This is a genomic window from Catenuloplanes sp. NPDC051500 (assembly GCF_044454585.1).
In the GTDB taxonomy this organism is placed as follows: Bacteria; Actinomycetota; Actinomycetes; order Mycobacteriales; family Micromonosporaceae; genus Catenuloplanes.
This window is the reverse complement of sequence record NZ_JBITDX010000006.1, coordinates 87,008-112,091: the sequence shown is the minus strand read 5'-3', so window position 1 is coordinate 112,091 and position 25,084 is coordinate 87,008. Positions and strand designations below refer to the sequence as shown.

At 68.4% G+C, this 25,084-nt stretch carries 29 protein-coding genes and 3 tRNA genes; 16 read left to right on the top strand and 16 right to left on the bottom strand.

Annotated elements, in window-relative coordinates:
* Window positions 1–75: 75 nt before the first annotated feature.
* Window positions 76–633: a hypothetical protein gene (locus ACIA8K_RS14380; RefSeq protein WP_396059216.1), complete on the top strand. Its 558-nt coding sequence runs from the start codon at window positions 76–78 to the stop codon at window positions 631–633.
* Window positions 630–1,940 carry a PrsW family intramembrane metalloprotease gene (locus ACIA8K_RS14375; RefSeq protein WP_396058729.1) on the top strand — a complete coding sequence of 437 codons (1,311 nt, stop codon included), beginning with the start codon at window positions 630–632 and terminating at the stop codon, window positions 1,938–1,940. The genes ACIA8K_RS14380 and ACIA8K_RS14375 overlap by 4 nt, the downstream gene beginning before the upstream one ends.
* Window positions 1,941–2,252: 312 nt before the next feature.
* On the opposite strand, the gene ACIA8K_RS14370 is transcribed toward ACIA8K_RS14375, so the two are convergent.
* The 3 genes from ACIA8K_RS14370 to ACIA8K_RS14360 form a co-directional block, all read right to left on the bottom strand.
* On the bottom strand, window positions 2,253–2,501 hold the full coding sequence (locus ACIA8K_RS14370; RefSeq protein WP_396058727.1) for a hypothetical protein: 249 nt from the start codon (window positions 2,499–2,501) through the stop codon (window positions 2,253–2,255).
* A gap of 176 nt (window positions 2,502–2,677) precedes the next feature.
* Entirely contained in the window at window positions 2,678–3,238 is a 561-nt protein-coding gene (locus tag ACIA8K_RS14365; RefSeq protein WP_396058725.1) for a hypothetical protein, read from the bottom strand.
* A 124-nt stretch (window positions 3,239–3,362) separates the two neighbouring features.
* Window positions 3,363–4,703, bottom strand: coding sequence for an ABC transporter substrate-binding protein (locus tag ACIA8K_RS14360; protein WP_396058723.1), 1,341 nt, complete (start codon window positions 4,701–4,703; stop codon window positions 3,363–3,365).
* Window positions 4,704–4,821: 118 nt separating this feature from the next.
* Here ACIA8K_RS14360 and ACIA8K_RS14355 point away from each other — a divergent pair, with 118 nt between their 5' ends.
* The 5 genes from ACIA8K_RS14355 to ACIA8K_RS14335 all read left to right on the top strand — a co-directional run bounded on the left by ACIA8K_RS14355 (window position 4,822) and on the right by ACIA8K_RS14335 (window position 7,820).
* Window positions 4,822–5,223: a PaaI family thioesterase gene (locus tag ACIA8K_RS14355; protein ID WP_396058721.1), complete on the top strand. Its 402-nt coding sequence runs from the start codon at window positions 4,822–4,824 to the stop codon at window positions 5,221–5,223.
* Window positions 5,224–5,321: 98 nt separating this feature from the next.
* Window positions 5,322–5,711 (top strand): hypothetical protein, encoded by a 390-nt coding sequence (locus ACIA8K_RS14350; RefSeq protein ID WP_396058719.1) that lies wholly within the window; start codon window positions 5,322–5,324, stop codon window positions 5,709–5,711.
* Window positions 5,712–5,722: 11 nt separating this feature from the next.
* The gene (locus ACIA8K_RS14345) at window positions 5,723–6,400 is read left to right on the top strand and encodes a DUF2786 domain-containing protein (protein WP_396058717.1); all 678 of its coding nucleotides are present in this window, start codon (window positions 5,723–5,725) and stop codon (window positions 6,398–6,400) included.
* A gap of 305 nt (window positions 6,401–6,705) precedes the next feature.
* A complete protein-coding gene (locus ACIA8K_RS14340; protein ID WP_396058715.1) occupies window positions 6,706–7,290 on the top strand; it encodes a hypothetical protein in 585 nt (194 codons plus the stop codon).
* 8 nt (window positions 7,291–7,298) lie between these two features.
* Entirely contained in the window at window positions 7,299–7,820 is a 522-nt protein-coding gene (locus ACIA8K_RS14335; RefSeq protein WP_396058713.1) for a hypothetical protein, read from the top strand.
* Between the two features lie 30 nt (window positions 7,821–7,850).
* Here the strand turns inward: ACIA8K_RS14335 and ACIA8K_RS14330 are convergent, their stop codons facing one another.
* From ACIA8K_RS14330 to ACIA8K_RS14315, 4 genes are all read right to left on the bottom strand, one after another.
* Window positions 7,851–8,057, bottom strand: a complete 207-nt coding sequence (locus ACIA8K_RS14330; protein ID WP_396058711.1) for a hypothetical protein — start codon at window positions 8,055–8,057, stop codon at window positions 7,851–7,853.
* Window positions 8,058–8,102: 45 nt separating this feature from the next.
* Window positions 8,103–8,258: a hypothetical protein gene (locus ACIA8K_RS14325; protein ID WP_396058709.1), complete on the bottom strand. Its 156-nt coding sequence runs from the start codon at window positions 8,256–8,258 to the stop codon at window positions 8,103–8,105.
* Between the two features lie 286 nt (window positions 8,259–8,544).
* The gene (locus ACIA8K_RS14320; RefSeq protein ID WP_396058707.1) at window positions 8,545–9,876 is read right to left on the bottom strand and encodes a cryptochrome/photolyase family protein; all 1,332 of its coding nucleotides are present in this window, start codon (window positions 9,874–9,876) and stop codon (window positions 8,545–8,547) included.
* Complete coding sequence (locus ACIA8K_RS14315; protein ID WP_396058705.1) at window positions 9,873–10,805, bottom strand: phytoene/squalene synthase family protein; 933 nt, start codon at window positions 10,803–10,805, stop codon at window positions 9,873–9,875. The genes ACIA8K_RS14320 and ACIA8K_RS14315 overlap by 4 nt, the downstream gene beginning before the upstream one ends.
* A gap of 158 nt (window positions 10,806–10,963) precedes the next feature.
* Here ACIA8K_RS14315 and ACIA8K_RS14310 point away from each other — a divergent pair, with 158 nt between their 5' ends.
* The 4 genes from ACIA8K_RS14310 to ACIA8K_RS14295 are packed head-to-tail and all read left to right on the top strand — an operon-like array spanning window position 10,964 to window position 15,090.
* Window positions 10,964–12,052, top strand: coding sequence for a polyprenyl synthetase family protein (locus ACIA8K_RS14310; RefSeq protein WP_396058703.1), 1,089 nt, complete (start codon window positions 10,964–10,966; stop codon window positions 12,050–12,052).
* Between the two features lie 29 nt (window positions 12,053–12,081).
* Window positions 12,082–13,566, top strand: a complete 1,485-nt coding sequence (gene crtI, locus ACIA8K_RS14305; protein WP_396058701.1) for a phytoene desaturase family protein — start codon at window positions 12,082–12,084, stop codon at window positions 13,564–13,566.
* Window positions 13,563–14,156 (top strand): isopentenyl-diphosphate Delta-isomerase, encoded by a 594-nt coding sequence (idi, locus tag ACIA8K_RS14300; protein WP_396058699.1) that lies wholly within the window; start codon window positions 13,563–13,565, stop codon window positions 14,154–14,156. Before crtI ends, idi begins: the two co-directional genes overlap by 4 nt.
* The gene (locus ACIA8K_RS14295; RefSeq protein WP_396058697.1) at window positions 14,146–15,090 is read left to right on the top strand and encodes a MerR family transcriptional regulator; all 945 of its coding nucleotides are present in this window, start codon (window positions 14,146–14,148) and stop codon (window positions 15,088–15,090) included. The genes idi and ACIA8K_RS14295 overlap by 11 nt, the downstream gene beginning before the upstream one ends.
* On the opposite strand, the gene ACIA8K_RS14290 is transcribed toward ACIA8K_RS14295, so the two are convergent.
* On the bottom strand, window positions 15,040–16,281 hold the full coding sequence (locus ACIA8K_RS14290) for an EAL and HDOD domain-containing protein (RefSeq protein ID WP_396058695.1): 1,242 nt from the start codon (window positions 16,279–16,281) through the stop codon (window positions 15,040–15,042). The genes ACIA8K_RS14295 and ACIA8K_RS14290 overlap by 51 nt on opposite strands.
* Before the next feature lie 191 nt (window positions 16,282–16,472).
* On the opposite strand from ACIA8K_RS14290, the gene ACIA8K_RS14285 reads away from it, so the two are divergent.
* From ACIA8K_RS14285 to ACIA8K_RS14275, 3 genes are all read left to right on the top strand, one after another.
* Window positions 16,473–16,545, top strand: a tRNA-Glu gene (locus tag ACIA8K_RS14285).
* 51 nt (window positions 16,546–16,596) lie between these two features.
* A tRNA-Asp gene (locus ACIA8K_RS14280) sits at window positions 16,597–16,673 on the top strand.
* 40 nt (window positions 16,674–16,713) lie between these two features.
* Window positions 16,714–16,787: transfer RNA gene (locus ACIA8K_RS14275), tRNA-Phe, on the top strand.
* Between the two features lie 486 nt (window positions 16,788–17,273).
* Here ACIA8K_RS14275 and ACIA8K_RS14270 read toward each other — a convergent pair.
* On the bottom strand, window positions 17,274–17,627 hold the full coding sequence (locus ACIA8K_RS14270; RefSeq protein ID WP_396058693.1) for a hypothetical protein: 354 nt from the start codon (window positions 17,625–17,627) through the stop codon (window positions 17,274–17,276).
* A 769-nt stretch (window positions 17,628–18,396) separates the two neighbouring features.
* Here ACIA8K_RS14270 and ACIA8K_RS14265 point away from each other — a divergent pair.
* Together ACIA8K_RS14265 and ACIA8K_RS14260 are read left to right on the top strand one after the other, a co-directional pair.
* A complete protein-coding gene (locus tag ACIA8K_RS14265; protein WP_396058691.1) occupies window positions 18,397–19,128 on the top strand; it encodes an XRE family transcriptional regulator in 732 nt (243 codons plus the stop codon).
* A gap of 4 nt (window positions 19,129–19,132) precedes the next feature.
* Entirely contained in the window at window positions 19,133–19,600 is a 468-nt protein-coding gene (locus ACIA8K_RS14260; RefSeq protein ID WP_396058689.1) for an NUDIX hydrolase, read from the top strand.
* A 17-nt stretch (window positions 19,601–19,617) separates the two neighbouring features.
* On the opposite strand, the gene ACIA8K_RS14255 is transcribed toward ACIA8K_RS14260, so the two are convergent.
* The 7 genes from ACIA8K_RS14255 to ACIA8K_RS14225 form a co-directional block, all read right to left on the bottom strand.
* The gene (locus ACIA8K_RS14255) at window positions 19,618–20,589 is read right to left on the bottom strand and encodes a hypothetical protein (RefSeq protein WP_396058687.1); all 972 of its coding nucleotides are present in this window, start codon (window positions 20,587–20,589) and stop codon (window positions 19,618–19,620) included.
* A 95-nt stretch (window positions 20,590–20,684) separates the two neighbouring features.
* On the bottom strand, window positions 20,685–21,374 hold the full coding sequence (locus tag ACIA8K_RS14250) for an HAD family hydrolase (RefSeq protein WP_396058685.1): 690 nt from the start codon (window positions 21,372–21,374) through the stop codon (window positions 20,685–20,687).
* Window positions 21,371–22,213, bottom strand: coding sequence for a GntR family transcriptional regulator (locus ACIA8K_RS14245; protein ID WP_396058683.1), 843 nt, complete (start codon window positions 22,211–22,213; stop codon window positions 21,371–21,373). The genes ACIA8K_RS14250 and ACIA8K_RS14245 overlap by 4 nt, the downstream gene beginning before the upstream one ends.
* An 89-nt stretch (window positions 22,214–22,302) precedes the next feature.
* On the bottom strand, window positions 22,303–23,157 hold the full coding sequence (locus ACIA8K_RS14240; RefSeq protein WP_396058681.1) for an alpha/beta fold hydrolase: 855 nt from the start codon (window positions 23,155–23,157) through the stop codon (window positions 22,303–22,305).
* 261 nt (window positions 23,158–23,418) lie between these two features.
* Window positions 23,419–24,570 carry a serine hydrolase domain-containing protein gene (locus ACIA8K_RS14235; protein WP_396058679.1) on the bottom strand — a complete coding sequence of 384 codons (1,152 nt, stop codon included), beginning with the start codon at window positions 24,568–24,570 and terminating at the stop codon, window positions 23,419–23,421.
* A gap of 24 nt (window positions 24,571–24,594) precedes the next feature.
* Window positions 24,595–24,894 carry a type II toxin-antitoxin system PemK/MazF family toxin gene (locus ACIA8K_RS14230; protein ID WP_396058677.1) on the bottom strand — a complete coding sequence of 100 codons (300 nt, stop codon included), beginning with the start codon at window positions 24,892–24,894 and terminating at the stop codon, window positions 24,595–24,597.
* Window positions 24,891–25,082 (bottom strand): hypothetical protein, encoded by a 192-nt coding sequence (locus ACIA8K_RS14225; RefSeq protein ID WP_396058675.1) that lies wholly within the window; start codon window positions 25,080–25,082, stop codon window positions 24,891–24,893. The genes ACIA8K_RS14230 and ACIA8K_RS14225 overlap by 4 nt, the downstream gene beginning before the upstream one ends.
* Between the last annotated feature and the right edge of the window lie 2 nt (window positions 25,083–25,084).

Sequence of the window (25,084 nt, the reverse complement as noted above, 5' to 3'; positions counted from 1 at the left end):
GCCTCGGCCGCTCGGACCATCCGTGAGAAGAACACCACGAATCGTTACTGCAACCGCTAGCGTCTATGTGTGGGTATGTGGCGTCGGCTGCTGCGTAACGGGCTCGGCAGCGGCTCCATCGTGCTCATTCTCGGTCTGCTCGCGTTCGGGCTGCCCGCCTTCGACAGGTCGCTGGAGTCCACTGAGGCGGTTCCGGCCGGCCTCCCCTACGACGTCGGCGGCGGCGTGTCAGTGATCCCACCGCCCGGCGCGCTCCTGGACCTCACCCAGACGCGCCCCGGCGAGGAACGCGGCTCCGTGCTCTTCCTGGTCGGCCCGATCCGCTACGCCGTGGTCGTCCAGCCGTTCGACGGCGGGCTGACCGACGCGGCGGACAAGCTCCGGCGGAAGATCGCCGCCAACCGGGGCTACCAGGTCGTCGGCCGGGAGGCGGACATCGACACCGCGAACGGGCAGCTGCGCGGCCTGGCCGGCGGCTACAGCGCGCCGGGCCGGGGCGGCCGATACGCGGTCTTCCTGGCCGGCGAACGCTCCATCGAGGTCACGGTGAGCGGCACCGACCCGCAACTGTCCGCGGCCCGCCCGGTCATCGACGCCTCCACACGATCAATAACATTCCGGGGTACGAGGTGAGCGCGGTGACCGGCGGCGGTGGCAACGAGGTCCTGCCCTCGCCGGAAGGTGCGCTGAACCGCGGCACACTGCTCATGCCCGCGTTCTGGGTGCTCGCGCTGCTGCTGGTGGCGGGCCTGGCGCGAATGGCGATGTTCCTGCGCGAGTCGATCACGGTCTACCCGGTCGCCACAGTGGTCGCGGTCGTGTTGTTCGCGCTCTACGCCGTACCCTTCTGGGTCTTCGTCGGTGGTCTGGACTTCATGGAGCGGGAACCACGCACGCTCCTGGCCACCGCGTTCGCCTGGGGCGCGCTTGTGGCGACCGCGGTGGCGATTCCCGGCTCCGGCGCGCTTCACAACGTGCTGGCCAAGCTGATCTCCCCGGGGTTCGCCACCACCTGGGGCGCCGCGATAGTCGGCCCGACCGTCGAGGAGACGGTCAAGGTGCTCGGCGTCTTCGCGATCGTGCTGGTCGCGGCCGCGCAGGTGAACAGCCCGCTTGACGGCGTGGTCTACGGCGCGATGGTTGGGCTCGGCTTCCAGGTCGCGGAGGACGTGGTCTTCGCCGTCAACGCGGTCGCGGTCGAGGGCCAGGGGGACAGGATCTCCCCGGTCGTGGTCACGTTCTTCCTGCGCGGCTTCCTCGCCGGGCTGTGGAGCCACACCCTCTTCGGCGCGCTTGCCGGTTTCGGCGTCGGCTACCTGGTCGTCCGCACCGACCGGCGGCTGCCGTGGCGGATCGGCGTCGCAGTGCTCGCGTTCTGCGGCTCCTGGGCCTGCCACTTCCTGTGGAACACGCCGTTCCTGCTTGACGGCCCGGTGGAGGGCGCGCTCGGCGTGCTGCTGATCCTGGTGGTCAAGGGCATCCCACCGCTGCTGCTGATCGCCTACGTGGTCCGCCGCGCCCACGAGCGCGAGGCCGAGTTCTACGTCGCCCTGCTGGCCGCCCTGCACAATCCCGAGATCGCCACCGACGCGGAACTGCGCGCCCTCGGCTCCGGCACCCGCCGCGCCTCCGCCCGCTCCCACGCCCACCACCGTGCCGGCATGCGCGCCCGCGTCGCCGTCCGCCGCCTGCAACGCGCCCAGGCCCACCTGGCCGTCTCCCTCAGCCAGGCGACCGGCCCCGGCGAGACCGCGTCAGTCACCCGCTTCACCCGCGAGGTACGCGCCCACCGCTCATCCCTGGTGCGCCTCGGCCACCCGGAAGCTCTCGCCCCCGACACAAAAGGCGGCACCCTACGCAGCGCCTTCACGCTCACAGGTGCCGCCGGAATCATCATGATGGCCCTCTGGGCCGCCATCTCCGCCCTAGGCGGCCGATAGCACCCCACCGGCCCTCATCCTCCATCTGCAGTCTCCCGCCTCTGGAGTGGGGCCCGAAGCCGTTAGCCCCCCACCGACGCTCTTCTCCGCAGTTCCCCGCCTCCAGAGGCCCCAGAGCCGACTGCCGCCACCGACGCATTTGTCTGCAGTTTCTCCGGACCCGTCGCTTGCGTGACCACGTCGTGAGGCGCGGACGACCGAAGAAAGTCGTTCTCAGTCAGACACGCTCTTCGTCTGCCTGAGAACGCCTTTCTTCGGCCGTGGCGTCGAGCCCGGAGGAGCGAAGCGACGACCAAAAGCAGAGAAGCAAAACTAGACCTTGGGCGGGTGGCCGCCGTCGCCGTCCACGATGGTGTCCGGGGTGCCGTCCTCGTCGAGGTCGACCATGGTGATGTCGACCTTGCCGTCGTGATCGGTGTCGAACTGGAAGAGGTCGGCCTTGCCGTCCCCGTCCGTGTCGACCACCCAGACGTCGGGCCGGCCGTCGCCGTCGGTGTCGGCGGCGAGCAGTTCGACCCGGTCGTCACCGCGCGTCTCGACGGTCTCCTGCGGCTCGGTCATGGCGGGCATCCTTCCGAAGGCGTTCGAGGGGGCGCTGAGTCGTGAGGGTGCAGCGCTGGTTCACCGTAGGGCGATCGCGCGCCTCGCGCGACCCGCGTGCGGAAGTATCTCCGGGCTCACGCGGGTCGTCTACTACCCAGCGTCGGCGCCCGCCAGTCACTTGCTCAGGGCTGGATTCAGCCGGCCGCGTACGGGTTGACGGGGGTGTTCGGGGCGACCGGGATCACGATCTCGTCGGCGTTGCCGTCGTAGTCGGTGTCGCGGACGGAGTAGTCGACCTCGCCGTCGTAGTCCTCGTCGACCTCGACCACGTCGGGCGCGCCGTCGTGGTTGGTGTCGCTCATGAAGACGTCGGCCACGCCGTCGCTGTTGGTGTCCTGCACGCCGGCGTCGATCACGCCGTCGTCGTCGACGTCGTACAGCTCGGTGTCGATCCGGCCGTCGCCGTCGGTGTCGGCCGAGATGACGTCCGCGGTGCCGTCGCTGTCGAGGTCCGACACGATCAGGTCGGCGAAGCCGTCGCCGTCCGAGTCCACGTACACGTTCGTGGAGCCGTCCAGCGTCTGCTCGACGAGCAGGACGCCGTCGTCGCCGGCGGTCAGGTCCGACTCGGTGTCGATCGGGGTGGCGGCGTGCGGGTCGTCCAGGCCCGGGTCGCTCAGGCCGAGGCCCTCATCGGCGGTGGTGTCGACATCTGTGGTGACGGCGGTGTCATCGGGGGTGAACTCGCTGCTCATGTCCGTGATATCCCTTCGCGGCTACTCGTTCTTCGCTGCACCTCGCGGCTGCTGAGAAGAACTTACGAGGTCACGCCACGAAGGGACATCCCGGAAATGTGCCAGCTCTGACCTGGCTCAATGGTCAGTGTTTGAACTCGATGCCCGCGGAGAGTAGCGCCTTGATCACGTCTGCGGACTCGGCGAACCCGATCAGGACCAGCGCGTCCGGTTTGAACGATTTGATCTCTTTGGCCCCGGAGGTGAAGTCGACGTTGCCCGCCTCGTCGTCCGGCTGGTCGTAGGTAAGCGCCATCATGTTGTCCGCGGAGACGCCGGACCGGTCCAGCGAGGCCCGCAGGTTCTCCTCGAGGCCGCTGCCGTACTCGTCGTTGCGCGCCACGATCGCGATCCGCTTCGGCCCGTCTCGGAGGATCACGTCGCCGAGCGCGGCGCCCTGCATGACGTCCGACGGGGCGGTGCGGAAGTAGAGCCCGCCGTCGTCCGCGCCGGTCAGGCTGGACGCGGTGTTGCAGGGCGAGAAGAGGACCAGACCGGCCGCCTTGACCTGTGGCAGCACGGCGGTGGAGATGCCTGATGCGCCCGCGCCGAGGATCACGTGCACGCCCGCCTGGATGTGCGACTCGACTGTCGCCTTCGCGATGTCGGCGCTGGTGCCGTCGTCACCCTCGACGAAGACCACGTTCTCGCCGAGCACTCCGCCGGCGGCGTTGATCTCCTTGATGGCGAGCGCCGCACCGGCGGCCATCGGAGGGTAGGCGCCCTTGAGGTCACCGCTCTTCGGCAGCAGGCCGCCGATCTTCAGCGGCGCGCCGGTGCTCGACGAGCCGGAGCCGCGTGAGCCGGGCTGCACGGACTTGGTGGAGGTCTGCGTCTCGTCACCGGCGCCGACGAACTCCATCTTGCCCTCGTCCAGCTGGTCCTGGCCGTCGAAGTGCAGCGTGGCGTAACTTGCCACGGACGGCTCGCCGGCATCTGTGAAACCACCGCTGCGCATCGAGACGCCGCGGTACGCCAGGTCCTTGCCGGCCTTGGCCAGCGCGAGACAGGTCTTCGCCGTGTCGCACGGGGTGCCGCCGGTGGGAATGCCGATCAGCTGGTCCGCGATCGCGGACGGCTTTGTCGACTTGGCGAGCTCCGCCGCGATCGCGCTCATCAGCACCGCGTCGTAGGTCTCTCCGGAGTAGACGTAGTCCGCAAGCTCCGCGTCGACTGTCTTCAGCCGGGCCTTGAAGTCGTCGGTGAGCGGGGTCATGGGCGTGGTGCCCTTCATGCCCCGCAGGGTGCCCGGTTGATCGAACTCGTCACCGAAAGAACTGATCATGTTACCGTCAGTGCCGTACAGCTGGATCGGTCCGCCGGCGCCGCCGCTCTCCGAGGATCCCTCGGTCGAGCCGCATGCCGTGACTCCCACAAGCAGAGCCGCGCAGGCAGCGGCGATGGCCGTGCCACGTCGGATGCGCATATGGAGTTCCTCCTCCCAAGGGTCGCCGTGCGCACATTAGCGCGCTTTAGGCCCCTTGCCGATGGCGCTGAGAACACAATCCGACTCAGCGGTAACGTCACTGATGGTGAGGGATGCGATGTCTGATCTTGTCGATGGGTACGGCGATCAGGGTGCGCTGGTTCGCCTGATGGGGATAACGATCTCAGAGGCGTCCACCGATCGGGTGATCGGGACCATGCGCGTCGAGGGAAACACGCAGCCATCTGGCCTGCTCCACGGCGGGGCGTCCTGCGTGCTGGCAGAGACCCTGGGCTCGCTGGGTGCCGTGGCACACGGCCGCTCGGTGGGCCGGCCTGCGGCGGTCGGCGTGGACATCAACGCCACCCACCACAAGGGGGTACGGGACGGGACTGTCACCGGCGTCGCTACCCCGATCTTCCGGGGTGCGTCCACAGCCACTTATGAGATCATTATCACTGACGAGACCGGTGACCGTGTGTGCACAGCGCGTATCACCTGCGGGTTGCGTCGTCCCTGATCACCGCTTCTGCGCATCTTTGAGAACTCCTTAAGCAAATGTGCCGTCCTGGGGCATCCCCGTCCGCAACCTTGACGGTCCGACATAGGCTTTCGGGCGTGACTGACCTTCCATCGGAGTCGCTTGATGACGCGGCGCAGGTGCTTCACCTCGCGCTGGCGGGTGACAGTGATGCGGTGGTCACCACGTTCGACGCGGTGGTCGACCGGGACGGTGTCGTCGGGGCGTACAACCTGGCCTGGTGCCTGGCCGCCGCGATGGTCGGCGTCGATGTCCCCGCTGGAGCGTGGACATTGGACTTCCCCGGCATCGACCAGGCGAAGTACGACGCCCGCTGGGTGGCACGCTTCGTCAGCGCCTATGCGAACTCGGACATGCCCACCGGCGAGGCGCTCTTCGGTGCCGCGCTCGCGGACGGCCAGCTGCCGGACTGCCTGCTGACGCTTGCCGGGTCCGCGGTGGCCACCCTCAAGCGGCGCGCGGCCTAGATCAGCTGAGCATGTCCGACCAGATCCTCTCGAAGGTCCGCAAGCTGCTGGCGAAGGCCGAGGACCCGGCCTGCACGCCGGCCGAGGCGGAGGCGTTCACGGCCAAGGCCGCGGACCTGATCGCCAAGTACGGCGTCGACCGTGCGCTGCTGGCCGCCCGCGAGCCCGGCACCGACCTGGTCGGCGACCGGGTGGTGGTGCTGCATCCGCCGTACGCGCTGGACAAGGCGGGTCTGCTTGCGGGCGTGGCCGGCGCGCTGCGCTGCCGCTCGGTGCGCCGCCGCGAGCGCGACGCGTGGACGATGCACCTCTTCGGCTTCGGTAGCGACCTGGAGCGGGCCGAGCTGCTCTACACCTCGCTGCTTGTGCAGGCCGCGCACGGGATGGCGGCCGCTCCGGTGCCGCCGGGGGAGAACGCGGCAGCGTTCCGCAGGTCCTGGCTTGCCGGGTTCGGCTCCGCGGTCACGGGCCGGCTGCGCCAGTCGGAGGCGTCGGCGGCCGCGGCGGCGGGGGCCTCCACGGACCTGGTGCTTGTGGACCGGTCGAACCGGGTCGAGGCGCGGGTCTCGGAGAGCTATCCGCAGTTGCGGACCGCGAGCCGGCGTCGGCTGGCGGGTGGCGGCATGCGCCAGGGCTACGTGGCCGGCACGCGCGCCGACCTCGGCGGCGCCGCCTCGATCGCGGACTGACCGGCCGCGGGGCGGGCGCATAGGAAGGCGGGACCGTGAGGCGCCGCCTCGATCGCGGACTGACCGGCCCTTACCGCAACGGCCGCCCGCCAAAACGGATATTTCCGGATTTACGTCTTTCAGGGTCGGTCGAACGCGCACGGCTCCGCACCGACCGGCGCTTCGTAGAAGACATTAATTGTCCGGTTGGGTCTGTTTATTTAAGGTCGGCGGTATGCCCGCTAAGAGAGGATTGTGGGCATAGGGAGCGGCGCACGCCGTACCCACGCTGGCTTGTGATCTTTTTCTGACCGGGGGAGCGGAACGTGCCGGAGATTGTGCCTGCCAACGCGTATCGACGGCTGCTGGCGAGCCGGGTCTGGCAGGAGCAGCGGATGCCGGCCGTGGTGCTCGCCGCCACCGGACTGATGGCGATGGTGGGCATGGGCAGCGTCGCGGTGGCGGCCGTCGGCTGGTCGACCACCTCCGAGGTCAGCGTGGACGGCGTGACAATGACGCCAAGCGCTGGCGCGCCGCAGGTCGGGGTGGCTGTGCGCACCACAATCGGCCCGGACGGCCGGCCGGTCGCGACAGTCGTGCTCTCCACGGTCCCGGGCACACCGACAGTGCTTACGCCGGTGCCGGTCGCGCCGGTCACCGCCACACCGCTTGTGGACCCGTCGATCACCGACCCGGCCGCGCCTGTCACCCCGGAGCCGGTCTCGCCGCCCGCGGTGGTCCCGGTCTCGGAGGTGGCCTCCGTGCCGGTCTCGCCGGTGCCGGCCTCCCCACCGCCGGTGGAGACGACTGGTGCGCCGGTGGAGACGCCGGTGACGGTGCCCCCGCCGGTGACCGAGGCGACGAGCGCGCCGACCGAGAGCCCGAGCCCGACTCCCACGCCCGTTCCATGAGGAGAGTCATGGGTAGCGCCGACAAGCGGATGGCGATCGTCGCGGTCGGGCTGGCCGTCGCGGCCGTGCTCACCGGCGGGATCGCCTATGCCGCGTTCAACACCACAGTCTCCAGCGGGTCGATCACCGGGTCGGCGCAGAGCCTGGCGCCACTGAAGGTCGGCACGCCGGCCACTGACTACGCGGGCGAGGAAACCGGGCTCTGGCCGGGGGAGAAGCACGCGGCCGACATCGTCATCCCGGTCCGCAACGACAACGAGATCGCCGTCCAGATCTCGAATACGAGCATCAACAACGCGGTGCTGCGGTTCGCGGACGACGACGTGCAGGAGGTGTGCGGCCGCTTCCTGATCGCGGACTCGCCGGTCTCCGTCACGGACGGGGCCGAGTACGACACCGTGGTCATCCCGGCCGGCGCGGACCGGACGATCCGGCTGCTCGGTGCCGTGGCGCTGAGCGGGGACGCCGGCGACCGCTGCCAGGGCGCGCCGTTCACCAGCAGCTGGAAGGTCAAGGCGACAGCGCTTTAAATGGATCGGCGACACTCCCTCGCATACGCCTCAGTCCAGGAGGCCGCCGACCTTGATCGGGATCGAGAGCACCCATTTCGCGCCTCGGTCCGCGTACTGGCCGAGCGGGCCCGGGGTGTTGCTGGCGAGCGCCCCGAGCACCGCGACGAGGACGACCGCCAGCCAGAGGCGGCCCTTCAGATTGGCGATCACCGCAAGCAGAGCCACGACGACGATCACCGCGATTGCAGAGGCCATGACCCCTTTCTACCCTTTTTTGGGTATTTAGGGAGTCAGGTGGCGCTACCGGGTGCCGGTATTCGGCGAGCCGGTGGTCTGCTGCCCGGTCGGCGCGGGCACGCCAGGCGCTCCGGCGCTGCCGGTCGGAGCGGTGGCGGTCGGAGCGGTGGCGGGCCGGATCTCCGGGGCGACGAAGTCCGGTGGCAGGGGTTGGGTCATGGCGAACTCCCGGGATGCTGTCCGAGCGGCGATCCGTCGTCCCAGTGTCCACTGGGTAGCGTCATCAAGTGAGGGAATCAGGCGGAAATCGCCTGATCAGGGCCGGCTCCGAAATCCTGCGGCGGATTCCTCAGCAGCCCACGTGGACGACCGATACAGCAGGCACGGCAAGACGGAGCGCGACGAACGGGCAGGGCTGGTGCCCGCGACCGTCGATCCATCGCCCCGGACCGGCGCTACCCGAGGAACCCCCTTGTCCCCGGGTAGCGCCGGCTTGCATCACCACTCACCGCAGCCAGACTGCCTCGTCGCCGTGGGACTCGAGCGGGGGTGGGTAGCCGAGCTTGCCGAAGCCGTCCAGACGCCAGGGCATGTGCACCTCAGGGCCCTTGATGCCGGCCAGTTCGGGTACGTAACGGCGGACGTAGTCGCCCTCCGCGTCGTACCGCTGCGCCTGTCTGATGGGGTTGAATCTGCGGTGCGGGCGGGTGTCGTTGCCGGTGCCGGCCACCCACTGCCAGTTGCCCGAGTTGTTCGGCACGTCGCCGTCGATCAGCCACCTGAAGAACCACTCGACGCCCTCGCGCCAGTCGAGACGCAGGTGCTTGGTGAGCAGCGCCGCGGTGATCAGGCGTGCCCGGTTGTGCATCCAGCCCTCGGCCTGCAACTGGCGCATTCCGGCGTCGACGACCGGCACGCCGGTGTGGCCGGTCTGCCACGCCTCAAGCGCATGTTGGTCGTCGTAACGCCAGTTCCGGTCGCCGGTGGCCCGCATCGGCTTGCCGGAGATCTCCGGGAATCCGGCGGTGACCTGGTAGTAGAAGTCCCGCCAGCAGAGTTGACGGACGAACGCGGCGGCCCCGGCGCCACCCTTCGCCCGCGCCGCGTTCGCCACCGAGAGCGGAGAGAGGCAACCGAAGCGGAGGTACGCGGAGAGCCGCGAGGTGTCGTCGTCCGCCATCGCGTCGTGCTGGTCGTCGTAGGCGTCGAGGTGCGTCATCCAGGCCTTCAGCCGGCGTCGCGCCTCGGTCTCGCCACCCGCGGCCGCGTCCGGGGACTCGCCCGGCGGTAGGTCCGGCAGCGCGATGCCCAGGTCACCCGCGCCCGGCGGCAGGCTGATCTTTCTGGGCGTGGCCACCTCGTCCCGCCATCCCGCCTGCTCCCACGCGCGGAAGTAGGGGGAGAAGACCCGGTAGAACTCGCCGCCACCGGGCTTGACCGCGCCGGGCGGCAATACGGTCACGCCGGGGAGCAGGCGCAGCGACATGCGGTGCCGCTCCGCCTCCTCGCGCAGCCGGTCCTGCCGGCGGGTGGCGAAACGGCTCACGTCCGCGGAGAGCGCGATGCCCTCCGCCTCGGCCTGCCTGGCGACGGTCATCGTCTCGGTCACCGTGTCGCCGTGCCTGACGATCAGGTCGGCGCCGCGCTCCTTCAGGCTCGCCCGCAGGTCGGCGAGGGCCTGGTGGAGGAAGCGGTCCCGGTTGGCGGAGCGGCCGAGCAGCGCCGGGTCAAGCACGAACAGCGGCACCACGTGCTCCGCGTTCGCGCAGGCGGCGGCGAGTGCAGGCTGGTCGTGCACCCGCAGGTCCCGGGTGAAAAGCACCACGGCGGTCTTCATCGGCCTCCCGCCAGGATCGCCTGCCGGTCGAGCCGCGGCCCCGGCAGCGGCACCGGTGTGCCGGCCGGGGTGAGCAGCGCGCGGGCCGCGACTCCGGCACGGCGGCGGTTCGGCACTGTGGCGCGTCGCTCGAAAACGTCGTAACGCCCGGCCGCGACCTCGTCCAGGATGCCGCCGTAGAGCAGGTAAGCAGTGCGGATGCAGGCTTGGGATGCGGGGGAGAGCATTGTCACGCCGTCCGCCGCGGCCGCGTAATGCTCCTGCGCGCGCGCTGTCTCGAACTCGATGAGCGCCGCCACCTCCGGCGTGGCGGAGCGGCGGTCCGCGCAGGCGAACAGGTCGTCCGCGGTCAGGCCGAACCGGGCCAGGTCCTCTTCCGGCAGGTAGACCCGGCCGCGCTCCAGATCCTCGGCCACGTCCCGGGTGAAGTTGGTCAGCTGGAACGCGAACCCGAGCTGGCGGGCCGGCTCGCGCGCGGCGACCCGGTCGTCCGTGCCGAGGATCGGCAGCATCATCGTGCCGATCACGGCCGCGGAGCCCTCCATGTACTCGAGCAGGTCGTCGTAGGTGGGGTAGCGGGTGACCGTGAGGTCCATCGCCATGCTGCGCAGGAACGCGTCGAAGTCCGCCAGGTCCAGGTCGAAGACCGCGATCGTGTGCAGCACCGCGGGCAGCAGCGGGTCGTCGACCGGCTCGCCGCGCAGGCCGGCCAGGAAGCGGTCGGACCACTCGGTCAGCAGTTCGGCCCGGCGCTGTGGCGGCAGGTCCTCGGTGCGGTCGACTATCTCGTCCGCGTGCCGGGTGAAGCCGTAGAGCGCGTGCACGTGGCGGCGCTTCCAGGCGGGCAACAGCCGGGTCGCCAGATAGTAGGTACGGCCGTGCTCGCGGTGCAGCTCACGGCAGCGCGCGTAACTCTCCGACAACTCCATGCCCGCTCCCTGATGAGGTGAATCGACTCACGAATCGACGCAACTGCCGATCCTAGGGTACCGTCCCTCGGGTGGCCAACGACACGCTCGCCCTGCATGCGCTCGGTATGCCGCCCTTCCCCCACCAGGATCAATCACATGACCTTCCGATGCCCGTCATGGCGCCGAATCTGACCGGGCCGGCCGCGCTGAACTTGACCGATGCGGTCGAGGGCACGCTCGCCGACTTCCTCGCGCGGGAGATCGCCGCGCTCGATGAGATGGACCCCGCGCTCGGCGGCTTCGCGCGTACCGCACGCGACTGTGTGCTGGCCGGTGGCAAGCGGCTGCGCCCGACGTTCGCCTACTGGGGCTGGCGTGGTGCGGCCGGCCCGGAGCAGCGCGTCGAGCCGGTGCTGCCCGCGTTCGCCGCGCTGGAGCTGCTGCACACGTTCGCGCTGGTCCACGACGACGTGATGGACGGCTCGGACACCCGGCGCGGGCATCCGACCGCGCACCGCGTGCTGGAGGCCCAGCACGCGGCGGCCGGCCGGCGGGGCGACCCTGCCCGGTTCGGCGAGGCCTCGGCCGTGCTGATCGGCGACCTCTGCCTGGTCTGGGCCGACCGGCTGCTCGGCGCCGCGGACGTCAGCGACGCCGTGCTGCTCGGCGCCCGGCGCTGTTACGACCAGATGCGAATAGAGACGATCGCCGGGCAGTACCTGGACATTCTCGGCGAGGCGGAGCCGGGCAGCTGGTCGGTGGCCCGGGCGCTGCGGGTCGCACGGCACAAGACCGCGGCCTACACCGTGCTCCGGCCGCTCCACTTCGGACTGACGCTGGCCGCGCCCGCCACGGCCAAGCGTTCGCACGCGCTGCTCGACGCCTACAGCGGGTACGGTCTGGGCGTCGGCGAGGCCTTCCAGCTCCGCGACGACCTGCTCGGCGTGTACGGCGAACCCGCCGTCACCGGTAAGCCGGCCGGCGACGACCTGCTCGCCGGCAAACCGACAGCGCTGCTGATGCTGGCCCGCGAGATGGCCACGTCCGCGCAACTGGCCGAGCTCGGCTGCGAGCCGCGTACCGAGGCGGATGTACAGCACCTGGCCCAGGTGGTGGCCGACACCGGCGCCCCGGAACGGGTGGAAAAGATGATCGAGGAGCGGGTGGCGGCGGCCGTGCATGCGTTGCGCCGGGCACCGATCGACGACGTGACGCGCAACATGCTGACCGGGTTGGCAGTCACCGCGACCCAACGCCAGGCATGATTGCCGTGCAGCAGAACGGAAGGACACGAATGCGTACGGTGAGCGGGGCCTCAGATCATGTCGTGGTCGTCGGTGCCGGGCTGGCCGGTCTCGCGGCCGCGCTGCACCTGGCCGGCGCCGGTCGGCGCGTGACTATCGTCGAGCGGGAGCCGGTGCCGGGCGGCCGGGCCGGGCGGCTGGACGCCGAGGGGTACACCTTCGACACCGGCCCGACAGTGCTCACCATGCCGGAGCTGATTGCGGAGCCGCTGGCCGCGGTCGGCGAGGAGCTGTCCGACTGGGTCGAGCTGAGCCCGCTTAACCCGGCGTACCGCGCGTTCTACCCCGACGGCTCGACCATGGACGTGATCGCGGACACGGTGCAGATGGCCGGCGAGATCTCCCGGGTGTGCGGCCCGCGTGAGGCCGACGGCTACCTGCGCTTCGTCGACTTCGCGAGCAACCTGTGGAAGCTCGAGCGCGACGACTTCATCGACCGCAATCTCGACTCCCCGCTCGACCTGGTCAACCTGGGCATGTTGAAGCTGCTCGGCAGCGGTGCGATGCGGCGCCTGCAGTCCAAGGTCAACCAGTACTTCAAGGACCCGCGCACGCAACGCGTCTTCTCGTTCCAGGCGATGTACGCCGGGCTGTCGCCGCACGACGCACTGGCCATCTACGCGGTCATCGCGTACCTGGACTCGGTGGCCGGCGTCTACTTCCCCAAGGGCGGCATCCACGCGGTGCCGCGCGGCATGGCGGCAGCGGCCGAGAAGCACGGCGTGGAGTTCCGCTACAACACCACTGTGAGCCGGGTGGAGACGGTGAACGGGCGGGCCACCGCGGTGATCACCACGGACGGGGACCGGATCGAGGCGGACGCGTTCGTGCTCAACCCCGATCTGCCGGTCGCCTACCGGGACCTGCTGCCCGGCCCCGCGCCGCGCCGGAAGCTGAAGTACTCACCGTCCTGCGTGGTGCTGCACGTCGGCTCGGACCGGGCCTACTCGAAGATCGCGCACCACAACATCCACTTCGGGCGGAGCTGGCGCGGCACGTTCGACGAGGTGATCCGGCGCGGAGAGCTGATGACCGACCCGTCGCTGCTGGTCTGCAACCCGACCATGTCCGACTCGTCGCTCGCGCCGGAGGGTAAGCAGAGCTACTACATCCTGGCCCCGGTGCCGAACCTGGAGACCGGCCCGCTGGACTGGCGGGGCGAGCTCACCGACAGGTACGCGGACCAGGTGCTCGCCACGCTTGAGGAGCGCGGGTACGTGGGCTTCCGGGACGGTGTCGAGGTGATGCGTACGATCACGCCCGCGGACTGGGCCGACCAGGGCATGGCCGCCGGTACGCCGTTCGCCGCCTCGCACAACCTGTTCCAGACCGGGCCCTTCCGGCCGGGGAACCTGCACCCCTCGATAGACAATGTGGTGTTCGCCGGTTCGGGCACCCAACCCGGGGTCGGCGTACCGATGGTTCTGATCTCTGGAAAGCTGGCCGCCGCGCGGATCACCGGGAGCACCACATGACCTCACGTGAGGAACACCTCGTGGAACTGGTCGGGGAGGACGGAAGTCCCCACGGCAGCGCCACTGTCGCCGAGGCCCACGTCGCACCGGGGCGGCTGCACCGCGCGTTCTCGGTGCTGCTTGTGGACGACGACGGCCGGATCCTGCTGCAGCGGCGGGCCGCCGTGAAGACCCGGTTCCCGCTGCGCTGGGCGAACGCCTGCTGCGGCCACCCCGAGCCGGGCGAGTCGCTTGACGTCTCCGCGAACCGGCGGCTCGGCGAGGAGTTGGGCGTGGACGCGCTGCCGCTTACCGAGATCGGCGTGCACCTGTACCACGCGGAGGACCCGGCGACCGGGCGCGTCGAGCACGAGTACGACCACGTGCTGCTCGGCCGTTTCCCGGCCGGCGCCGCGATCGCGCCGGACCCGTCCGAGGTCGCGGAGCTGCGCTGGGTCAGCCCGGACGCGTTGCGTGCGGAGCTGGACGGCGACGACCGGACCTTCGCGCCGTGGTTCTCCGGCGTCGTCCGGCATCTGCTCGCGCTCGTCGAGGCCGGCGAGCCGGCCGGGGCGCCGATATCAGCCGCGGAGCGGTCGGGTGGGCGATGACGGCCTGACTGCCGGGGCGGTCGCGCACCGTCTGGGCATCGCGGTCACCACGCTGCGCACCTGGCATCAACGATACGGACTCGGTCCGAGCCGACACGAGAGCGGACGGCACCGCCGCTACACCGAGGAGGATCTTGCCCGGCTGGAGGTGATGCGGCGGCTCACCGCGGACGGCGTTCCCGCGGCCGATGCTGCCCGCTTCGCGACGCGCGCTCCCACCGTACCCCCAGATGATCTTGAACTTGGGGCTCGGCACGGAGGCGGTCACGCCATAGCTCTCGGTTACGCCGCGCCCGAGGCTCGAGGGCTGGCCACCGCGGCCATGCGGCTCGACGCGCCCGCCATGCGCGAGCTGATCGCCTCGTCCATAGCGGAGATCGGCGTCGTTCAGACCTGGTCTGAGCTGCTGGTTCCGGTACTCGTCGGAATAGGGGAACGGTACGCCGCGACCGGCCGCTACATCGAGGTCGAACACCTGCTGACCCGGTGCATCTCCGAGGCGCTTGGCACGGTCACTCGACCTGTCGCATACGGACAGTCACCGCAGGTGCTGCTCGCCTGCGCCGACGAGGACCAGCACAGTCTGCCGCTGGAGGCGCTGGCCGCCGCACTCGCCGAGCACGGTGCCGCCTGCCGGCTGCTCGGCGCGCGCGTCCCCACGCTCGCGCTCGCGGACGCGGTCGGCCGCACCGCACCGGTGGCCGTGGTCATCTGGTCGCAGCTGCCCACCACCGGCGGCGCAGATCAACTGCACACGCTGATGTCCGGGGTACGCCACGCGATGCTGCTGATCGCGGCCGGGCCCGGCTGGGACCGCGCCGCGCTGCCGGCCGGCACCGCCACACCGCACTCGCTCGACGACGCGGTCGGCCTGGTGCTGCCACTACTGACGCGGAGCGGATCCGGAGTAGAGCGCGTCGATCGCGTTGGTTGACCAGCCCGCCGCGGCCAGGAAACTGGTCGTCAGGCGGGCCGGGTCGATCCCGGTCTCCCGGATTGAGTCCAGGTCGCCGCTCTCGTAGGCGCGCACGGTCCGCAACACCTGCCCCAACCCGCCGGTCTGGTCGGACAGCGCCGCCGACACCTCCACGGAGAGCGGCAGCTGCCCGGCCAGCTCCTCGGACGACACGTCGATCAGGTCCGCCACCCGGTCCAGCAGACCCACGGTGAACGCCGCGTCCATCGGCTGGTGCAGCTCCGCGGCCACCAGCTGGCACATGCGGGCGCGGGAGAGCGCGGCGTCCACCGGCCCCTCGGTCGAGTCGAAGACGTCGCTGAGCGCCATCAGGGCGACCCACTGGCGTACCTGGGCGATGCCGAGCATCACCACCGCCTCGTGCACGGACGAGACCCGGTTCGTGACGCCTGCGGCCACCGAGTTGCTGGCCCGCAGCAGCCGGAAGGACAGCGCCGGATCCTGGGTGACAAGCGAGACCACCTCCTCGATCTCCACGTCGTGCTTCAGCAGCGCGGTCATCAGCTGGATCCGGCTGAACTTGGACGGCGACAGCGCCTGCGCGGAGAGCACCTGCGGGCGGCCCAGCAGGTAACCCTGGAGAAGCTCGCAGCCCAGCTCCTCGGAGAGCGCCAGGTGTTCCTCGGTCTCCACCTTCTCGCCGAGCAGCGTGATGTCCGGAAACGCCCGGCAGGCCTCGGCGATCTCTTGAAGCTGGCCGCGCTCCGTGTTCAGGATGTCAAGCTTCACGTAGTCGGCCAGGCCCATCAGACGCTCGTGGCCGGTGCCGAGTACGAAGTCGTCGAGCGCGATGGCGTACCCCTGCGCGACCCGCCGCTCCACCCCCGCGATCAGCTCGTCATCGACCACGATGGTCTCCAGGACCTCAAGCACTGACTGACCCGGCCCGAACGGCAGCGGCAACTCGTCGGTAAGGAACTCCCTCGTCATGTTGATGAAGCAGAGCCGATCCCCGGCGATCTCCGTCAGCCCGAACTCGGTGAACGCGTTCACGATGACCTGGCTGGTGGCGAAGCTGCCGGTGATGCCCACGCCGCCGCGGAACAGCAGTTCGTACCCCACCAGCCGGCGATCGCTCGACCAGATCGGCTGGCGCCCGACGTGCACCAACTGCGCGATATCGCCGTCGGCATCGGGCTCATCGCTCATAGTGAGTAGTCTGCCCCCTGCTGGCCCCCTTTTTCCCCATATTTCGGGCGGGCGCGACGCGCGGGGATACTGATTTGGAGGCGAGCGCGGGCATGACATATGCTTCTCATGCCTCCGGCGGGGCCGGTGAGAGCAAGACACCGCTAGTCACAGTAAACGCTCAGCAGAGCGTGTGCGATGATTGCGGAGCCGCCCTCATCGTCTAGTGGCCCAGGACGCCGCCCTTTCAAGGCGGTAGCACGGGTTCGAATCCCGTTGGGGGCACGTGCACCGGCCGAGCCGGGGCATTGTAAGATTAGAAACGCAAGACAGCAAGGTCCTGTGGAGCAGTTGGAGTGCTCGCCGCCCTGTCAAGGCGGAGGTCGCGGGTTCAAGTCCCGTCAGGACCGCCACGCAGCAATCGCCGTGCGAAAGCGCGGCGTTCTGCGTTACGGCCAGGTAGCTCAGTTGGTACGAGCGTCCGACTGAAAATCGGAAGGTCGGCGGTTCGACCCCGCCCCTGGCCACCTACCCCTTCGCCGGGCTAGAGCGCCGCCCACCAGCAGAAATGCACGGTGGGCGTGCTGCTATCCGGCTAGGTATGGAGCGCGTCCGAGCGGGGCCGTTGCTCACGGATTGCTCACACGGCGGATCGACGGGGCCGGTGACGCGTCAGAAGCTCCGACGCCTTCTCGACCTGATCGGCCGTCTCCTGGCGGAGAAGGTGCGCGTAGACCCGTCAGGTGATCGCCGGTGTCGAGTGACCGAGGATCATCTGCACGATCTCGATCGGGACCCCGCCCGCCAGCAGCCGAGCGCCGGACGCACAGCGATACTCAGCCAGCCGCAGCGATCGTCACGGCGTCTCCTTCGTGGGGTGCGGCTCTCCCGGCGGCTTTCGGCGGTTCACCGCTCCGGCGCGGTTTGCCGTCAGCCGGGCCGGCCGCACCCGCACCGCGCTTGCGCGGTGCCTTGATCCCAAACAGAGCAATTCGGCAGTTGTACGGGCTGGACTATGCCGCTGCGTTGAAGTGCTCGATGGGTCCTGCTTCATGCGCCACCGCGTCCGCCATGATGCCGAGGCTGAACCTCGCCACTCCCAGGAGATCGGTGAAGGCGATCCGCAGCTCGTGGTGAGGTTCGTCCGCGTCGTCCGGGTAGACATCCACTTCCAGGAACAGCCGTCGTGGCGCGACCACGGACTCGGTGACCCTGGCTATCAGCCGGGTGCCGCACGCGTCGTCCTGAAGGCGGAACCCGGCCGGTGCGCTGCGGTGCCGTTGATGCTGATCCGGCGAGCCGGCCAGACACTCTCTCGGCACGCACCAGGCTGGATGTTCGAAGACACCTTCGGTCGGCATCGGCATGTATGTGTCTCCTCGGGTTGTGGGTAGAGAGGTGATGTTCAAGGGGATGCCATGCCGGCGGCTCTGCGTGCGGCAGCTACCGCCTGGGCGCGGACGTACAGCTCCCGCTCGGCCCCTCGGTCGGTTGCCGCCCTGCGGCACAAAGCACGGACTCGCCACCAGGGCTCGGCGTCGAACTTCTCCAGGGAGAGCACCTGGCTGATCTGAGCGGTGAGGTCACCGAGGCCAAATTTGTAGTCGGCCTCCTTGAGCTTGAGGCTGTCGCCGGGCCGGGGTTGAGATTCGTCCCTCCGCGTCATAGCGACTCGATCGCCTTCTTCACGCGGAGGAGCACGTCCAGCGGCACGGAGAAGGCTGCGGAGTCTTCCTGTCTGTGCCGACCCTCGTATGCCTCGGCCGGTAGGTGCGTGCCTCGCTCACGGTGGGGGAGAGGGGTGTCCATGTCTGGCCTCCGCCGGCGCTTGGATGAAAGGTGACGGCCGGAAGTGCCGCTCGGTGCACTCCCGGCCGGTCGCCATCGGCGTCTCATCCCGGATGCGGATCGGGACGAGTGAGATGGGTTGAGTGATCCAAAAGGTGCCAGCCGTCTGGTGTCACGAACCCGCCGTAGTGACAGGAGCCATTCAACCGGTGGCCGGCACACGTTCCATCCGCCCTGACGGATAGCTGGCGAACGTCCACGGTCCTCATGAAACGTCCGGAGACGGGGTTGAAACGTCCTGTCCGGAGAACGTCCAATAAGGATGTGATCGAACGTATGCGAACAGTCATGGTGCGACGTGGCGTCCGGATCGAAGATCTTGCGGACGACTGCGGGGTAGATCCGAAGACGGTGGAACGATGGATCAGCCTCGGGCGGGTTCCACATCGCCGGCACCGCTGGACGGCGGCGAAACGGCTGGGCGCGGAAGAGGCGTATCTCTGGCCTGAGGTGGTCGCGGCCCTGGTCGGCAAGCGGGCCGACGCGTCACGGGCCGAGCTGATCGAGATCTACCCGGACAGGGCGTCGGTGCCGCGCGAGCTGTGGCTACGGCTGCTCTCGGAGGCCCAGGAGCGGATTGACGTTCTGGTGTTCTCCGGGACGTTCTTCGCCCAGATCCAGCCCCGGGCGGCACACATGCTCGCCGCGCGGCTGGCGGCCGGCGTGAAGGTCCGGCTCTGCTTCGGTGACCCCGGCAGCGACGCGGTGGCGGTCCGCGACCGGGAGGAACGGCTCGGTGGCACGCTGGCCGCGAAGATCCGTGCCTCCCTGACGTACTACCGCGAGATCGCGTCCACGGACGGCTGCGAGATCCGCCTCCACCCCACCACTCTTTACAACAGTATCTTCCGCTACGACGACGAAGTCCTGGTCAACCCGCACGTCTACGGTGAAGCTGCCAGCGTCAACCCGACCTACCACTTCCGTCAGGTCGACGGCGGAGTCATGTTCGATCACTACACCAGCGGCTTCGACCGGGTCTGGGAGACCTCGATGCCCTGGCTGGGCGCGGAGGTCTAACTCAATGGGACGCACCGAATACTGGAACGACCCGCAGGCACCCAAGGCGAACTCTCTCGTGCCGGCCTGCGGCGTTCTCGCCGTCAACGACGCCGGGGAGATCTTGCTCCAGCGGCGTCGGGATACCGGTCAGTGGGCGCTGCCGATGGGCAAGATGGAGATCGGGGAAACTCCGACCGAGTGCGCGATCCGCGAGACGCTTGAGGAGACCGGCGTCGAGGTCGAGGTGACCGGCCTTCTCGGAATCTTCTCCGACCCCGGCCACATTGTCGCCTATACCGACGGCGAGGTGCGCCAGGAATACGAAGTAACTTTCCTGGCTCGGCCGACCCGCGGTCTTCCCACGGCGAACGATGAGGCCAGCGACGTCGATTGGTTCACGGTCGGTGAACTGGCAGAGCTAGATATCCACCCGAGTATGCGGCGGCAAATTTCAGTCTACGTTGATCGGGGTGGACCGCATATCGATTGATTGGTTGTATGCCAATCTCAGAGAGCCGCGATGATCCTATCGACTACTGGCGTATCTTTGTCGCCAGAGACGAGGCAGGGCTCGGCAAAAGAAAAAGGTGCGTCTGTCCGTACCTCGTTCAGAATTTTAACGTAGTTTGCATCGGCTGAGAGGTATACGTCGCAGTCTACTAGGTAGGCGCTGTGTTGTTCGTCTGCCGGATTTCCCGGTGTCACTTTCGAGTTCATTTGCATGACGTTAACTGCCCACCTCAGCCAATTGCGCGGCATGTTGCTGAGTTCAACATCGGTAGCCCAAAACCTCAGAAAGTCAGCCTTTTCTGATCGGATGCTTTCCAGCTTAAGGTAAGCGCCCGCCCAATCGGCGACGGTACGGTCTTCTTTTGTGATGATCGCTCGAACGGGTACTCTGACTAGCTGATTCCAGTAAAGGGTCCAGGACATCACTCTCCACGCCTCGACGGGGTGTCCCGGCCATCCTTCCATAAACTCCGCTGGGATAGTGTCTGCGGATAGGTCGGCTGTAAGCGCGGTGAGCGGACGAATGTCGAACTTATCTTGTAGGATCTGCTTTCTGGTTTCGCGTTGCCTTGAGGTGAGGAGATCACGTTCCGGCAACCTGCTAGTCTCGTACGTGTATAGCCGTTGTGAGTCGTTGACTGCTTCACTCCAGATTGTCTTCGTCCAGTAGGTGTTGAGTGATGAGATTCGCCCGGCATTGTAAACCTGGTGCAGCCATTTCGGTCGTACTCTCTTGGCCTCGGAAACGACCTCAAGGCATTCCAAGTGAACCTCGGTAGTCAAGCGGTGACGCGGCCCGCTTGTAAGTGTCTGAATGATTTTCTGGCGAACCTCAGGGTTGGAAAGTCGAACGACTTCAATCAGCGTGCTCGGCGCCATTACAATTTTTGATTTTCGCCGCTTCACCTCAGCGTCGAAATCCTTGGCAGTTCCTTCGTCACCAAGGTATGACCAAAAGGTTTGTGTCAAGCATAATCTTCATACCCAGATCCTGGCACATTGTTTGTGAATGGGCGTGTTCGTCAGCAGGATTACTGCTAAAGAAGTAAATGGTGCCGGATGCCTTACAGTTCGTCGGCGGCGAGGGAAGTAACCAATGCATCGATGCTGTCTACGATGCTGTCGGCAGCATCTAGATGCCGAAACTTGACCGGCTTGTTGGCGTATCCGATCGCAGTGGCTCCGGTCGCATGGGCGGCCTCGATGTCGCTGACGGAGTCGCCGATGAGGATGGATTCGTCCGGCTCGGCGTCGAGGGCGGCGAGAGCAGTGAGCACCGGATCCGGGCTGGGCTTCATCCGAGACGGATCGGCGAAAGGGCGGCCGATGATCGGGGTGATGTATTGCTGGAGTCGGCGGTCGGTGAGGTAGGCGCGGCACGCGTCGGCGGAGTTGTTGGAGACGATGGCAAGACGCTTCCCGGCCTGGTGGGCGGCCACGATGAACTCGCGCGCGTAGGGCGTCGGCTCGGCGCTACGTACCGCGGTGAGTTCTGCGGCCGTCAACGCGTGGTCGATCTTTCGGGTTAATGCGGCGCGGCCGAGTCTGCCGGTCCAGCGCAGCACCTCCAGTGGGTCCGGCTCGTCGGCTATGTCGTCGGTGAGGGTGACGCCCTGGTCGACGAGAACCTGTCGCAGCTCGGCGGCGATCGTGGGCGCGGGATAGTTGGCGAAGATGCTGCACACCGGGCCGTCGAAGTCCAAAAGGATGACCCGGGCCCTCGAAAGCAGGGCGGCCAGATCCGGGGCAGTCATGCGACGTACTCGCGGGCGATCGTGTTCCACAGGCTGTCGAACCAGGCGCGGGCCTGCTGGACGTACAGCGCGTCGTTCGTGTTGTCGTCGTCGCTGGGGCTGAAGGGGAAGAGGACGGCGTCCTTGCCCATGGCGTCGTAGATGGCTAGCGGCTTGCCCTCGACGCTGACGGTGTGCTCGACCACGGGGTAGAAGCCGAAGAACGCTTCCTCCCCGTTGATGATGAACAGCTTGAACAGCGGAGCGGCGCTGTGAGCTCGCACCTCGATCTCCGCGGTCTTGACCAACGCCAGATCTGCGAGTTCCTGGACGGCGTCGGTGACCGCCTGGATGGAGCGGTCCGTTATGCGCTTGGAGCGGGCGCGGATCGCGGGGTCGTCGGCCTGGTCCTCGGCGCGGCACGGGACTGCCATCGGGACGCCCATGTCGGAGATGAGGATGCGCAAGCGGATCGACTCGGGGGTCAGCCGGCCGATGCGGACCTTGTCCAAGGTCTCCTGGATCGAGTTGTAGAGCGTTTCGCCCGAGAATCCTGCGAAGTCGATTGTCACGTTCGGTTGCTCGAAGGCGCGCTCGACGTGCGGGCGCAGACCCACGGGACGCTCCGTGTTGGCGCGGACGAAGGTGCCGCTGCCCTGCCGGGTGACGATCAGGCGTTCCTCTTGGAGCTTGCGCAGCGCGGCCTTGATCGTCTCGCGGGCGACGCTAAAGCGCTCTACAAGATCGTTCTGGGAGGGCAGTTTCTCGCCCGCGGCGAACTTGCCTGTCTTGATCTCCGCACGCAGGGCTGCAGCGATCTGTTGAGACGGCGTGCGTGGGTCATCGGGATCCAAGCTCATGCACGCAGACTATTCCTGACTAGCCAGGCTAGGTAGGTTCTGGCTTTTAATCGGCATGGCTAGTCAAGCTGGTCTGCTGGCCGGCGCCTTCACCACTGGCGGAGTCTGACCGCCGCGTCATTGCGGGCGGCGATGACGACTGCGTCCACGGCGGCGGCGATCACGTCGGGGCGGTCGCGAGGCACCTGGTGATCTGAGCCGTCGGCAATGATGTGCGGCGCGCCCCACTCGGCAGCAAGCTGCTCCTGATAGACGGTCCACAACTCGTCGGTCGGGTGCGGTAGCTCGGGATGCCGGCCGGGTTCCCGTGACACCACCACGGCCGGCGCCCGCGGAACAGCCGCGCGCAGTACCTCGACCTCGCCGGCGATCGTGTCCAACTCGGTCGCGCCCGGCCCGTCGCCGTCAAAGAACGGTTCCCCGGCCACGAGCAGGTGAAGGCGCGGAATCGACCCGTCGACATGCACCACGCCGGCGACCCGATCCGGATAACGGCCAGCGTAGACGCGGGCGATCAGGCTCCCGACCGAATGCCCGACCAGGACTGTGGGGCCGTCGATGCCCTTCGCTTTCAGGAGCGCGAGAAGCTCGTCGGCGAACACGCTGTACGGGATCGCCGGATTCGGGCCGGTCCGTGGTGGGCAGGACCCGATGCCGGGCCGGTCGTAGGAGATGGCCGGGGCGCCGCAGGTGAGCCTGTCGATGACGGGCTGCCAGGACGCGCCGTCGGCACCGACCGCGGAGATGAAGACGACCGGGGTGGTGTCGTCGGCGGGAACCGGCCATCGAGGCGCCGCGCCGCGTTCGTCACCGACCGCCGTCCGCTGTTTCGGCAGGTGTCGTTCGCCCGACTCCCGCCGAAGGCCCTGAGCCGCCTGGCTGACGGTCGCGGCTCGCCCGGCGAGGGCGGCTTTTGCATCGTCGCCGCTGGAGGTCTCCGTCATCCCGGCAGGCTATCCGGTAGTACGGATGTGCTACCCCCGTTCGGACCTCATTTATCGCGTACTGTCGATCTTCGCATTCGATGCGTGGTAGTCGGCCTTCACGTCGTAGGGTCAGTCAGCGGCCAGACAGGTCTGAGCGAACCGTTGCGCTGGACTATCCAGATAGCGCCGGTTGAGGCCGCGTATCTGGAGCATTGCGACCAGCGTGGCCGATTATGTGGACCACGCCTTCGCCGATTCGGCGGACGCGGTGGTAGGCCGTCAGAGCAGCGCGTTGAGCGTGTCGACCAGGCGGTCCACGCGGTCAAAGTCGGCCAGATGACGGGTGGTGTAGGCGAAGGCGTAGCCGCGGGAGGGGTCCGCGAAGGCACAGCTGCCGCCGATCCCGCCCATGCCCCAGCTGCCGTCCGGTTCCAGCTGCATGCCAAGCGTCCAGGTCACCTCGCGATCCAGCACCAGGTCGAAGCCGGTGTACTGCGCCGACGTCGCCTCGGTGATCAGCGATGCGGGGAACAGGCCGGCGCCACCGGACAGCAGGTTGGCGTAGAGGCGGGCCAGCGCGGTGGCGGTGGTGTGCAGGTTGACGGCCGGGATCTCGGTCTGCCGCCACAGCGGCCCGTTGATCACGTCGAGATCGCGGGTGCCGGGCGGGTTGGCCAGGGCCTTCCAGCGCCAACTGCCTGGTTCGCCGAGCGAGGTCCGGGGCCAGTCGGGGTCTCCGTGCTCGAGGTCGGCGCAGCGGGCGAGCTGGCCGGCGGAAAGGCCGAAGGCACAATCAAGATTCCACGGTACGGCGATCTCGTCGCGAAGGAAGGCGCCGAGGGTGCGCCCGTCGACGCGCCGGACCAGCTCGCCGAGCGGATGGCCGTAGGTGAGCGCGAACTCGCCGGCCACAGTGCCCGGCTCCCAGGCCGGCGGCGCGGCGGCCAGCGAGGAGACGAGCAGATCCCAGTCGGCAAGGTCCGCGGCGACAAGCGGCCGAGAGTCGGCAGATGAGTCGGCAGATGAGCCGGCGGGCGAGCCGGCCGTCGTGGATTCGGCGTCGACGTGCTCGGGAAACGCGACCACGCCCGCGGTGTGGGTGAGCAGCTGCCGGACCGTGATCTCCGACTTGCCGGCCGCGCCGAACTCCGGCCAGTGCCGGGCCACCGGGTCGTCCAGCCCGAGCCGGCCGCGCGCCACGAGCAGCAGCACGCAGAGCGCGGCCACCGGCTTGCTCACCGAGTAGACGCCGACAAGCGTGTCAAGCGTCCACGGCGTCCGCCGCCCCGCATCCCGCCACCCGCCGCACTCCTCGATCACCACGACGCCGTCATGGATCACGGTGAGCGCCGCCCCGGTCTCCTCACCGGATGCGAAGAGCGAGGCGAAAGCGCAGCGTACCGGCTCGAACGCGTCATTGATCAGTGTCACAGCCGAGAACGCTACAAGACGGCTCTACAGGTCCATGGCCGTTCGTAGGGCCATGTCGAGATGCTCCATCGCCTCGGAGGACAGGCTGCCGACCGGGTCGCCGAGGCGGTCGCCGGCGAGCCAGTTCACCCGCCAGGCCAGCACCGCACCGGTCAGCGGTTCGGCGGGGCCGAGTGCGATGGCGAGCATTCCCTGCATGCCGGACGGCACCAGGTCGTGGATCTCAGCGACGATGACGGTGCCTACCTCGTTCAGGCGGGCGGTTGAAACGACCACGAAGTGGCGGCCGAGCCGGTGCCGGTAGATGTCACCGCGGCGTATCACGCAGCCCAGCGCTCCCGCTCCCATGCCTCGTCGGCGTGGCCGGCCTCGAACTCGGCGACCGCTGTCGCTTCCTGCTTGAGCAGCGCATCCCGGGCGACGGCCTCGAACCAGGCGGTCGGATCCTCGCCGGCGACCTTGCGGATGCGCGCGGCGAGTTCCTCGGGCACGTCGAAGGTGAGACGGGTCATTA

Excerpts from the sequence above, each read along its gene's own strand:
- ACIA8K_RS14380 (WP_396059216.1), top strand. The coding sequence starts at position 76 with ATGTGGCGTCGGCTGCTGCGTAACGGGCTCGGCAGCGGCTCCATCGTG.
- ACIA8K_RS14370 (WP_396058727.1), bottom strand. The coding sequence starts at position 2,501 with ATGACCGAGCCGCAGGAGACCGTCGAGACGCGCGGTGACGACCGGGTC.
- ACIA8K_RS14365 (WP_396058725.1), bottom strand. The coding sequence starts at position 3,238 with ATGAGCAGCGAGTTCACCCCCGATGACACCGCCGTCACCACAGATGTC.
- ACIA8K_RS14360 (WP_396058723.1), bottom strand. The coding sequence starts at position 4,703 with ATGCGCATCCGACGTGGCACGGCCATCGCCGCTGCCTGCGCGGCTCTG.
- ACIA8K_RS14355 (WP_396058721.1), top strand. The coding sequence starts at position 4,822 with ATGTCTGATCTTGTCGATGGGTACGGCGATCAGGGTGCGCTGGTTCGC.
- ACIA8K_RS14345 (WP_396058717.1), top strand. The coding sequence starts at position 5,723 with ATGTCCGACCAGATCCTCTCGAAGGTCCGCAAGCTGCTGGCGAAGGCC.
- ACIA8K_RS14335 (WP_396058713.1), top strand. The coding sequence starts at position 7,299 with ATGGGTAGCGCCGACAAGCGGATGGCGATCGTCGCGGTCGGGCTGGCC.
- ACIA8K_RS14330 (WP_396058711.1), bottom strand. The coding sequence starts at position 8,057 with ATGGCCTCTGCAATCGCGGTGATCGTCGTCGTGGCTCTGCTTGCGGTG.
- ACIA8K_RS14325 (WP_396058709.1), bottom strand. The coding sequence starts at position 8,258 with ATGACCCAACCCCTGCCACCGGACTTCGTCGCCCCGGAGATCCGGCCC.
- ACIA8K_RS14320 (WP_396058707.1), bottom strand. The coding sequence starts at position 9,876 with ATGAAGACCGCCGTGGTGCTTTTCACCCGGGACCTGCGGGTGCACGAC.
- ACIA8K_RS14315 (WP_396058705.1), bottom strand. The coding sequence starts at position 10,805 with ATGGAGTTGTCGGAGAGTTACGCGCGCTGCCGTGAGCTGCACCGCGAG.
- ACIA8K_RS14310 (WP_396058703.1), top strand. The coding sequence starts at position 10,964 with ATGGCGCCGAATCTGACCGGGCCGGCCGCGCTGAACTTGACCGATGCG.
- crtI (WP_396058701.1), top strand. The coding sequence starts at position 12,082 with ATGCGTACGGTGAGCGGGGCCTCAGATCATGTCGTGGTCGTCGGTGCC.
- idi (WP_396058699.1), top strand. The coding sequence starts at position 13,563 with ATGACCTCACGTGAGGAACACCTCGTGGAACTGGTCGGGGAGGACGGA.
- ACIA8K_RS14290 (WP_396058695.1), bottom strand. The coding sequence starts at position 16,281 with ATGAGCGATGAGCCCGATGCCGACGGCGATATCGCGCAGTTGGTGCAC.
- ACIA8K_RS14270 (WP_396058693.1), bottom strand. The coding sequence starts at position 17,627 with ATGCCGATGCCGACCGAAGGTGTCTTCGAACATCCAGCCTGGTGCGTG.
- ACIA8K_RS14265 (WP_396058691.1), top strand. The coding sequence starts at position 18,397 with ATGGTGCGACGTGGCGTCCGGATCGAAGATCTTGCGGACGACTGCGGG.
- ACIA8K_RS14260 (WP_396058689.1), top strand. The coding sequence starts at position 19,133 with ATGGGACGCACCGAATACTGGAACGACCCGCAGGCACCCAAGGCGAAC.
- ACIA8K_RS14250 (WP_396058685.1), bottom strand. The coding sequence starts at position 21,374 with ATGACTGCCCCGGATCTGGCCGCCCTGCTTTCGAGGGCCCGGGTCATC.
- ACIA8K_RS14245 (WP_396058683.1), bottom strand. The coding sequence starts at position 22,213 with ATGAGCTTGGATCCCGATGACCCACGCACGCCGTCTCAACAGATCGCT.
- ACIA8K_RS14240 (WP_396058681.1), bottom strand. The coding sequence starts at position 23,157 with ATGACGGAGACCTCCAGCGGCGACGATGCAAAAGCCGCCCTCGCCGGG.
- ACIA8K_RS14225 (WP_396058675.1), bottom strand. The coding sequence starts at position 25,082 with ATGACCCGTCTCACCTTCGACGTGCCCGAGGAACTCGCCGCGCGCATC.